A 10,219-nucleotide genomic window follows, 5' to 3' on the forward strand; every position below is an offset into this window, starting at 1 on the left:
ATTAATTGCTATTAATGCAGCTTTTAATGCTTCTTCATCTGTTTGATGGAAGATGATATGAATGGTGGCAAAGTATTCGTTATATTGAAATGTGATCTGTTCATTTTGAGCTGTGTGATTAACTTTCAAAGTTTCATAAAATGCAGGCGATAACTTTTGAATGATCTCATACAAATGGTTGGCTGTGACTTGATCATAGCTTGCACCGTATTTCATATGGCACAGTGCTAAATAAGCCAATGCTTTTAAGATATCTGTTTGAATGGAAGATAATTCGCCATCGAATATTGTTTGTGGTGCTTGGTCCAAAGATTTCAGCATAGAGAAGTGCTGCACTGCAAAACCTTCTAAGCATTCAGTGAATGTATAACTATAATCTTTGAAAGTATTCTTAGGTTCAAAAGATTCACACAGTGAATATAATGTTGAATAATTAAAATTATTGCTAGCAAAGTATTGCTCGATTAATGCATCATAATCTTTCATGTGAATCCTTGAAGGTAATAGAAAAGCATTAGGTTATACTTTAATGTCTGCGAATATCAATAGAAGATGAGATTAATCATAATGTCTTTCTAACTTCTCTCCAAGGTTGATAGAGGATTAAATAAGCAATCACCGCTAAGATGCCTGAAATGCCCATTACTGGCACTAACATCTCTTGATGATGTGTGACGATTAAGCTTGCGATTGCGCCCACAAAGAATTGTGTCGAAGAGTTCAGCGCCATTGCTGCGCCGGCACGATGATAATTGAGCTCAATAATCTGTGACACAATATTATTGCCGATAAAACCAGAAACACACATCAGTAAGAATGTTGAAATAAAGAAACCTATCAAGGAATGATCGCCGATCACTAACATCACAATACCAGCAAGACTCATCCAACCTAAACCAAAAATCACCAAAGTAATCACATTAAAACGGCGCAAACAGATAATGTTTAAGAATGCACTGACGATGACTCCCACAATATTTAACCCAAAAAGAATACTAAAATGGAGCTCTGAAATGCCGTACTTTGCCTGATAGAGATAAGATGATCCTGTCACATACGCAAACGTAATACCTGAAGGAAGTGCACAGCCAAGCATCGCACCTAATGAGCGGCGATCTTTTAAGATTAAAAAGTAATTATAAAATGTTTCACGCAACGTAATATCAGGGCGCTCTTCTTTATGATAAGTTTCTGGTAAAAAGAAAAAGGTGAGAAAAAAGGCCATAGAGCCAAAAAAGGTTAATGCCCAAAAGAGTGCGCGCCAGCTATCAAAAACATAGAGCAACATCACACCAACTAATGGTGCTAATAAGGGGGCGATCATCATAATTACCTGCACAACGGACATCATTACCGCTACTTGCTTGCCCTTAAAGACATCTCGAATGACTGCTCGTCCAACCACCATACAAGCGCCAGCACCAATCGCTTGCACTAAACGTAATACCTGCAATCCTTCAATATTGGCAATAAAGGTACTTGCAATACTCGTTAAAGAGTAGGTTGTTGCGCCAATTAGGATAATATTTCGGCGGCCATATTTATCCGACAGTGGCCCGTAAAATATCATGCCAATACAAAGCCCAACTAAAAAGAGCGTTAAGGTCTTTTTTACTTCGGAATCCGTCGTTCCTAACCCTTCCTGAATTTGTAAAAATGCAGGTAAATAGAGATCTATCGACATTGGTGCAAATGCGCCCATCAGCGTAATAATAATCACCAATAACGTTGCATTGGGAAGTTTCTTAGGAGTAAACAGAGCCATAAAATTGAAGTGCCATTGATTAAAGATCTTTCGAATTGCTAGTTTTTATCAGCGTAAAGATCAAAATAAAATGAAAAATTATAGCATAACTATTCCTATTCCCACGCTTGCGCTTGATGACAGCTATCATGGCTTAAGTAAATTGGCAATATAATGTGTATGAGTTATTAAACAAAATTAGAATAAAATAGTAAATAATGTATGACGAATTAATCATAATCTGCTAATTAATATGTGAGGGTATTAAAAGCTACGAAAAAGTAGCAAAGGGATGAATGTGATTAATCGAGAGAATCTAGGGTTCATTGTGCTACTGTTAGTGGCGACTTTTTGTATGGGGTCTTCATTTCCTACAGGGAAGTTCTTAATTTCAACAGAAGCATTGCCACCATTTTTCTTGGGCGGTGTGCGGTTTGTGGTGGCAGGGATGATTGTTTTAGCCATTTGTCGTTATCAATATGGTTTAGCTGGTGTGATTCCAACATTTAGAGGTTCTATGTTTTTGGGCTTCTTGAATGTTTCCATCGTGGGCTTATTACAAACGGCAGCTGCCATGGGATTTTTAAATCTAGCATTGATGCGTATTGATTCGGCCTTAGCATCCGTTCTATTTTTTACGAATCCTTTATGGGTTTTAATTTTGGCACATTTCACAAAAATGGAAAAGCTGACAATGAAGCGCTTAATTGGTTTATTGATTGGTATTTTGGGCGTGATTTTGTGCTTAAAATTAGGCAAGGGCGGAAGCTATTTAGGTATGATCTTTGCATTACTCGGTGCTTTAAGTTGGGCATTGTGTACAATTTCTGTCAGAAGCTTTTGTCGGATTGATAGCACGCCATTTAGCTTGGCAGGTTGGCAGATGTTGATGGGTGGATTTATCTTATCTGTGATTTCATTATCATCATCAGAATCCTATGATTGGGCTAAGTTGAGTGGTTTAGGTTGGTTTAACTTGGTTTGGCTAATTATTCCTGCATCCATTGGCTCTTTTTCATTGTGGTTTATGGCTTTGCAAAAGGGTGGCGTTTCCCAAACGTCTTCATTTTTATTTTTAGTGCCCATGTTTGCGACAGCTTTTGCCATCATATTCTTGGGTGAAGCATTAACATTCAAATTTATCTTGGGCTGTTTCTTGATATTTTTGGCAATTTATTTGGTGAATCACACAGCAAAAACTGGACAAAAAGAAGGAGAAAGCATGACGCCTTCTCCAATTAGGGGATAGGGCGCATCCCAATCAGCAAGGGTATCACATCTCAGATTAAAAAGATGGGATGATAACTTGGGAGTAAGGGGGCTGATGGAGATGCATTATTTTTTAACTTGTTAAACCTGCTGAAGTCAGCATGAATCGGATGATTAAAGCAATGATGAATAATCCACCAACACCGCTGCACCATAATAGGAACATCCAGCCCAATTGTTTCAATGTTGAATTGTGATTAGACATCAGTAATGAACCTCCGACGAAACTTTGCCGCGAAATACGTAATACGTCCAGCTTAAGTAGAGCAGAATGATTGGGAGCATGATCAATGTGCCAACGAGAGAGAACATTTGACTAGCACTTGATGAAGCTGCATCGGTTAATGTTAAGCTTGGTGGAATGATGTAAGGGAAAAACATCGTCATAAAGCCGATCATGCCTAAACATACAATACCAAGTGTTAATAGGAATTTTGTCATATCTTTAATTTTTGCAGTAAATAAGATGATTGTGATTACAAGGATTAAGATGAAACATGCTGCAATGATGATCTTCCGACCATTATCCAAGTCATAATTGATATTACTTGAGGCGCGCATTAGGAGAGCGATCAATGCTAAAGCTATGATCAACGTCATTAAGATAGGTTGACTGAGTTTAGCCAAGCGATTTCTGATGCTAGTTTGACATTTCATCATTCCCCAATAATTGCCAATTAATGCAAAAGCGATCACCAAGCCAAGTCCAGTCAAAACTGAAAACGGTGTCAGCCAATCCATATCTGTGCCGATGAACTTCTGACCATTCATATCAAAGCCTTGTAAGAATGCTCCAGCCATTGCGCCTTGCATGAAGCTTGCTCCCCATGAACCAATGATGAATGCACGTGTCCAAAGTAATTTGTGATTAGAGTGCACACGAAACTCAAAAGCAACGCCACGTAAAATCAAAGCAAATAGCATGATGACAATAGGAATCGTAAAGGCTTCTAGAATCACTGCATAAGCCAATGGAAAAGCCCCCATTAATGCGGCACCGCCTAGAACTAACCATGTTTCATTGCCATCCCAAATTGGGGCAATACTATCAATGAATTGATCTTGTTCTGCTTCATTTTTGATGAAGGGGAGTAAAATGCCAATTCCTAAGTCAAATCCATCTGTGATGATATAAATTGTGACGCCAATAATAATTAATGCTGCCCAGATGAATGAAGGATCAAATGTTGTGCTCATTAGTTTGCTCCTTGTGTAGTGTTAACGCCTTTTTTCATGAGCTTGATCATATATAAATAACCTGTGATGAAGACCAATGCATAGACTATGATGAAGCTGATTAAACTGATACTCATGTGCAACGTTGTGTGCGGTGAAACAGCATCTTGGGTACGTAGCAATCCATAAACTACCCAAGGTTGACGGCCCACTTCTGTCACAAACCATCCTGCTAAGATTGCGATTAAACCTGTTGGACCCATTGCAATCACAAGGCGAAGCCAGTTTTTATTGGTGTAGAATGTTTGTTTTTTACGTTGGTAAAGGCTGATCACAGCTGTGAGTAGCATTAAGCAACCTAAGCCAACCATGATGCGGAAGCTCCAAAATACTAATGGCACATTTGGGCGATCTTCTTTGGCAACTTCTTTTAATGCCGGTACTTGTTCAGTCAAACTATGCGTTAAAATCAAACTTGCAAGCGCAGGGATTTTGATCTCAAAATGGTTCTTTTCTTGTGCCATATCTGGGATTGCGAATAGAATTAACGGCGTTGGCTCATTGCCTATATTTTCCCAATGACCTTCCATCGCAGCAACTTTCATGGGTTGATGTTTAAGTGTATTTAAACCATGCAGGTCGCCTGCTAAAAACTGTAATGGAATGGCAGCTAATAATAGCCACATCGCCATCGAAAACATTGTTTTGTTTTCAGGGCGTTGATCACCTTTTAATAAATGCCATGCACCGACTGCTCCAATGAATAATGCTGTCGTCATGAATACAGCGATTGCCATATGTACTAATCGATAGATGAAGGAAGGATTAAAAACAACTGCAAGCCAATCTTTTGGTACTACTTGATTATCGATAATTTCGTAACCTGTTGGCGTTTGCATCCAGCTGTTGGATGATAAAATCCAGAACATAGAGATATTTGTGCCGAGTGCAACCATACATGTTGCAAAGAAATGCATGCCTTTGCTGACTTTATTGCGTCCAAACATCATGACACCTAAAAAGCCTGCTTCTAAGAAGAATGCAGTGGTGACTTCGTAAGTTAATAATGGGCCTGTGATGCCGCCTGCGAATCTTGAAAATTCACTCCAATGTGTACCGAATTGGAATGCCATAACAACACCTGAAACAACACCCATACCAAAATTAACGGCAAAAATTTTGCTCCAAAAGTTAAATAAATTAATGTATTTGGGTTGATTTGTTTTGAGCCATAAAGCTTCTAGTACTGCAAGGTATGTTGCTAATCCAATCGTAATGGCGGGGAATATGATGTGAAATGAAACTGTGAATGCGAATTGTATACGCGCTAAATCTAGCGCTTCTAGCCCAAACATGTTTTGCTCCTATGACTGCAATGACTGGCATTTTTGGTGTGCCCATTCTACAATCAGATTAGAAACAATACAGATACAGTTTTGAGATAAAAAACATAACAGTTTTAATTAATTTATTGATTTTATAAGTATCTTGTTTATATTTTAAATGATTTTTTTAATGATATTGCCCAATGTCAGCATGGCCTCTTCTATTTCTTGAGTCCATTTCATACCGTAATTCAAACGAATACAGTGTTGGAATTTTTGAGAAGCAGAAAAAATAGGGCCTGGTGCAATGCTGATTTTATGTTCCAATGCCTTTTGGTAAAGTTCTAATGTATTGATACTTTCATCTAATTCTACCCATAAGAAGTATCCCCCGCTAGGCTCTGTAACGGCTGTGTTGGATGGGAAATAACGGGATATAGCTGAAAGCATTAAACGTTGAGAGAGGGCTAATTGATATCTAAGACGTTGCAAGTGCCGGTCATAATGATTGCGCTGTAAATAATATGCAATGGCTAATTGCGCAGGTACAGATGGTGAGAGCGTGCTCATTAATTTTAATCGTTCAATGGATTCGGTAAATTTTCCACCTGCTAACCAGCCAATACGAAAACCCGGTGCTAAACATTTAGAAAAAGAGCTACAGTGAATGATTAGTCCTGATTCGTCTAGTGATTTTAAGGAAGCAGTCATTGTTTTACTAAAGTAGAGTTCTCCATAAACATCATCAATCAATGTTGGTAATTGGTAGTGTTGAATCAGTTGCATTAAATGTTGTCTTTTTTCACTAGATAATGAAACGCCTAAAGGATTTTGAAAATTAGTCATTAAAACAACAGCTTTAATGTCAAATTTCTCAAGAGAATCTGCGAGCACTGAGATATCCATGCCAGAAATAGGGTCAACAGGGATCTCAATTGCTTTTAATTGTAATCGCTCCAATAGTTGTAATGTGACATAGAAGGAAGGAGATTCAATAGCAATTAGGTCACCAGCTTGGGTAATAGCCTGTAATGATAGGCTGAGTGCTTCAATAGCACCATTGGTAATGATAATTTCATCCGGTGAAACAGCTGTGCCACTTAAACGATAACGTAACTCGATTTGACGAATTAATTCAGGATTACCAATTGGCATATCTGCAATAAGCTCATCAGCATATTGTGTTAAATGCCGCATAGCTTTATTCATACTTTGAGCAAGCTCAGTGATGGGGAACATTGCGGGGCTAGGAAAGGCAGTCCCTAAAGGAATCGTATCGGACTCTTTTTCATTTTGTAAAGTAGCAAAAATAAGATTACTGACATTCACTTCAGTTGTTTGTGATGTGTTAGTAATTTGTTTAGGGCTTTTAAGGGCATGATTCAGTGTTGGTCGGACATAGAATCCTGAACGATCTTTCGCAACAATGAGTCCTTGAGTTTCTAATAAATAATAAGCTTCTATGACAGTTGCTTGGCTGATGCCATAACGTTTACTTGCTTGACGAATGGAAGGTAATTTTTCAGAACCTTTGAGTGTACCATTGCGGATCAGTTCAATCAGTTCACTGGCAAATTTTTCATATAGTTTCATAGAGAATCATTCAACTGAGATAGAGAAGGTTAAAAACTTAAAAATAGAATTATGATCCATTTTCCTCTAAATGTTTTGATAAAATCAATATTTATTCTGATTTTCATAGAAATACATCTATTGAATGATGAAATGAATGAGTTATAGCTCTGATGATATTTGCTCTATAATAAGGATCTGTTTTTAATTACAATTTTATTTTATGGCACTATCTAACCATCGTTCGGTAAAAGAACGAATTTTTCATGCATTTACTTTTGAGTTTTTTGCCATTATTTTCACTATGTTAATAGGAGTTTTTATATTGAATAAACCTATTTCATCGATGGGAATTTTATCAGTATTAATTTCTGTGACAGCTTTACTGTTAAATATTGTTTTTAATTGGTTATTCGATCGTATTTTTCCATTTGTGAATGGTGATCGACCTGTTAAAATTCGAATGTTACATGCAATTGGTTTTGAAAGTACATTAGTGATATTTACGGTACCAATGATTGCTTTCTTTTTAAAAGTAAGCTTAGTGGAAGCTTTTATGATTGAAATTGGCTTTTTGATTTTTTTCTTATTTTATACCTATATTTATAATTGGTGCTATGACAAAGTTAGAAAAAAAATTGTTAGGTCATAGCAAACATGAGATCAATATTATTGATCATGTTTTATACTGAATGATTTAATCATTATTGAAAGTGAGATCAATGCGCTGGGAAAATGAAAGACGTAGTCACAATATCGAAGATCGACGCGGATCAGATCGCCAACAAGGTTTGGGGGGATTACCAATTCCTATAAAAGGTAAGGCAGGCGCTGTTTTGTTAATTGTCGTATTAGTGGCAGGTTATTATGGCGTAGATTTAACGCCATTATTGAATGGTGAAATTCCACAGCAAGCCCAAACACAAAGTCAAACTAAAGCATCTCCTCAAGAAGAGCGTATGGCAAATTTCACAGCAGTAGCTTTAGGGATGACAGAGGATTTGTGGCAAGCTGAGTTTGAAAAGTCAGGTAAAAATTATCAAGCACCTAAATTGGTTTTATATACAGGGCAAACCTCAACAGCTTGTGGCTATGGCCAAGCCGCAATGGGGCCATTTTATTGTCCTGCAGATTATAAGGTGTATATTGATTTATCATTTTATAACGATATGAAGCGTAGTTTAGGCGGTGGTGGTGATTTCGCACAAGGTTATGTGATTGCGCATGAAGTTGGACATCATATCCAAAACTTGTTGGGGATTAATCGGAAAGTTCGAGAATTGCAAAGCCAAATGAGTCAAAAGCAAGCCAATCAGTTGTCTGTAAAACAAGAGTTGCAAGCGGATTGCTTTGCAGGTATTTGGGGGAAATACGTGAAAGATAAAGGTTTGATGGAAGTGGGTGATTTTGAATCTGCCATGAATACAGCTTCTGCAATTGGTGATGATCGTTTACAGCAACAAAGTGGTGGGCGAGTTGTGCCTGATAGTTTTACGCATGGCACATCAAAAGAACGTCAAGCTTGGTTTAAGAAAGGTTTTACAACAGGTAGCATCCAAGCTTGTAATACATTTAATTAACGCTGAAAATATTATTCTCAATATTTTTAAATGCGTACTATCTTCATATGGAACTATTTTGTTATGAACATTTATACAATTATATGGATAAGAGTAAGAGAAAAAATTAAAGATAATATTATAAAATAGCAAGGAATAATTATGGCATTACAGGAAGCTTTAGAAAAGATTCAAGATGAAATGGCAGAGGAGTTCTCTGGTGAAGTTTTAGATGCATTTGGTAAGGATCTCAATGCATTAATAGAGAAGAAAATTGATCAGAAAGCTCTGAAAATTGGGGATCAAGCCCCAGAGATTATTGTATTAGATACGGATGGTCAAACAATTAATTTGTATGATTTATTGAAACATGGTGCTGTGATTATTAATTTTTTCCGTGGTAATTGGTGTCCTTTCTGTATGGCCGAGCTAGCAGATTATCATCAAGTTATTCATCAGTTGAATTTATCCAAACAGCAATTTTTATTTATTTCTCCTCAGATGGAAGAGTATAGCGCACAATTAAAAGTTGAAAAAAAGATTGATCTCACTCTGATTGCTGATCAATATAATCAAATTGCTAGGCAGTTTGGATTAGTATTTACATTGGATGAAAACATTCGTGATCTTTATAAAAAAATGGGTGCAGATTTAACCATTATCAATGGTGATGATTCTTTTGAATTACCAATTCCTGCAACTTATGTGGTCGCGCCTTCTGGAAAAATCACTTATGCATTTGTGGAAACAAACTATATGATGCGTGCAGAACCAAGAGATATTGTTTCCATGCTTTAATAGTCAAAGCCCATAGTTTTATATGGGCATATGAATATAGGCTCTACTCATCATCAGGCTCATAACCCAAATTTGGGGCGAGCCATTTTTCAGCTTCTTTCAATTCCCAACCTTTGCGCTTTGCGTAATCTGCTACTTGATCACGCCCAATTTTGCCGACACCAAAATAAGTTGCTTCAGGATCAGCAAAGTAAAAGCCTGATACAGATGATTGCGGATACATCGCATAACTTGAAGTTAAACTCATGCCGATTTCTTCAGGTTTCAATAATTCCCAAATAGTGCCTTTTTCTGTGTGTTCAGGGCAGGCAGGATAACCAGGTGCAGGGCGAATACCAATGTATTCTTCACGGATTAAATCTTCATTATCCAAGGTTTCATCTTTGGCATAGCCCCATAAATTTGTGCGTACTAATTTATGGAGATATTCGGCAAAACTTTCTGCAAAGCGATCTACCAATGCTTTTAACATGATGGATGCATAATCATCATGTTTTGCTTCAAAGGCTTCTAAATATGGCTCAATGCCCAATCCCGCGGTACAAGCAAATGCGCCCACATAATCTTCATCACCCACAAAGTCAGCCAATGATCGATTGGGTTTACCTGCTGGGCGCTCTGTTTGTTGGCGAACATGATGCAAGGTTGCTAATACTTCTGTGCGGGATTCATCTGTGTATAAAATTGTATCTTCACCTGCATTGCTGGCAGGGAATAAACCTACTCGAGCTTTTGCTGTGAGCCATTTTTCATCCAAGATTTTAGCGAGCATCGCT

11 protein-coding genes are annotated in these 10,219 nt (G+C 37.5%); 4 read left to right on the top strand and 7 right to left on the bottom strand.

The features are described from left to right. Window positions 1-486, bottom strand: a 486-nt coding sequence (locus BZK14_RS03660; RefSeq protein WP_143691313.1) for a hypothetical protein, incomplete at its 3' end; no start/stop codon positions are given. A gap of 76 nt (window positions 487-562) precedes the next feature. Next, window positions 563-1,765, bottom strand: a complete 1,203-nt coding sequence (locus BZK14_RS03665) for a multidrug effflux MFS transporter (RefSeq protein WP_077925236.1) — start codon at window positions 1,763-1,765, stop codon at window positions 563-565. A gap of 271 nt (window positions 1,766-2,036) precedes the next feature. Here BZK14_RS03665 and BZK14_RS03670 point away from each other — a divergent pair, with 271 nt between their 5' ends. Beyond that, window positions 2,037-2,993: a DMT family transporter gene (locus BZK14_RS03670; RefSeq protein ID WP_077925237.1), complete on the top strand. Its 957-nt coding sequence runs from the start codon at window positions 2,037-2,039 to the stop codon at window positions 2,991-2,993. Between the two features lie 93 nt (window positions 2,994-3,086). Here BZK14_RS03670 and BZK14_RS03675 read toward each other — a convergent pair whose 3' ends face one another. The 4 genes from BZK14_RS03675 to BZK14_RS03690 form a co-directional block, all read right to left on the bottom strand. Further along, a complete protein-coding gene (locus BZK14_RS03675; protein WP_077925238.1) occupies window positions 3,087-3,218 on the bottom strand; it encodes a DUF2474 family protein in 132 nt (43 codons plus the stop codon). Next, entirely contained in the window at window positions 3,218-4,210 is a 993-nt protein-coding gene (gene cydB, locus BZK14_RS03680; RefSeq protein WP_077925239.1) for a cytochrome d ubiquinol oxidase subunit II, read from the bottom strand. The genes BZK14_RS03675 and cydB overlap by 1 nt, the downstream gene beginning before the upstream one ends. Continuing rightward, the gene (locus BZK14_RS03685; RefSeq protein WP_077925240.1) at window positions 4,210-5,544 is read right to left on the bottom strand and encodes a cytochrome ubiquinol oxidase subunit I; all 1,335 of its coding nucleotides are present in this window, start codon (window positions 5,542-5,544) and stop codon (window positions 4,210-4,212) included. Before BZK14_RS03685 ends, cydB begins: the two co-directional genes overlap by 1 nt. Window positions 5,545-5,688: 144 nt before the next feature. Beyond that, window positions 5,689-7,107, bottom strand: coding sequence for an aminotransferase-like domain-containing protein (locus BZK14_RS03690; protein ID WP_077925241.1), 1,419 nt, complete (start codon window positions 7,105-7,107; stop codon window positions 5,689-5,691). Between the two features lie 202 nt (window positions 7,108-7,309). Here BZK14_RS03690 and BZK14_RS03695 point away from each other — a divergent pair, with 202 nt between their 5' ends. The 3 genes from BZK14_RS03695 (at window position 7,310) to BZK14_RS03705 (ending at window position 9,443) form a co-directional block, all read left to right on the top strand. Continuing rightward, window positions 7,310-7,738, top strand: a complete 429-nt coding sequence (locus BZK14_RS03695; RefSeq protein ID WP_077925242.1) for a PACE efflux transporter — start codon at window positions 7,310-7,312, stop codon at window positions 7,736-7,738. 70 nt (window positions 7,739-7,808) lie between these two features. Beyond that, a complete protein-coding gene (gene ypfJ / locus BZK14_RS03700; protein ID WP_077925243.1) occupies window positions 7,809-8,666 on the top strand; it encodes a KPN_02809 family neutral zinc metallopeptidase in 858 nt (285 codons plus the stop codon). 141 nt (window positions 8,667-8,807) lie between these two features. Beyond that, window positions 8,808-9,443, top strand: coding sequence for a peroxiredoxin-like family protein (locus tag BZK14_RS03705; protein WP_077925244.1), 636 nt, complete (start codon window positions 8,808-8,810; stop codon window positions 9,441-9,443). A 43-nt stretch (window positions 9,444-9,486) separates the two neighbouring features. On the opposite strand, the gene BZK14_RS03710 is transcribed toward BZK14_RS03705, so the two are convergent. Continuing rightward, a partial coding sequence (locus tag BZK14_RS03710; RefSeq protein WP_281249065.1) for a vitamin B12 dependent-methionine synthase activation domain-containing protein occupies window positions 9,487-10,219 on the bottom strand: 733 nt, incomplete at its 5' end.

The sequence above is a fragment of the Wohlfahrtiimonas larvae genome, from assembly GCF_002006755.1.
Classification (GTDB): Bacteria; Pseudomonadota; Gammaproteobacteria; order Cardiobacteriales; family Wohlfahrtiimonadaceae; genus Wohlfahrtiimonas; species Wohlfahrtiimonas larvae.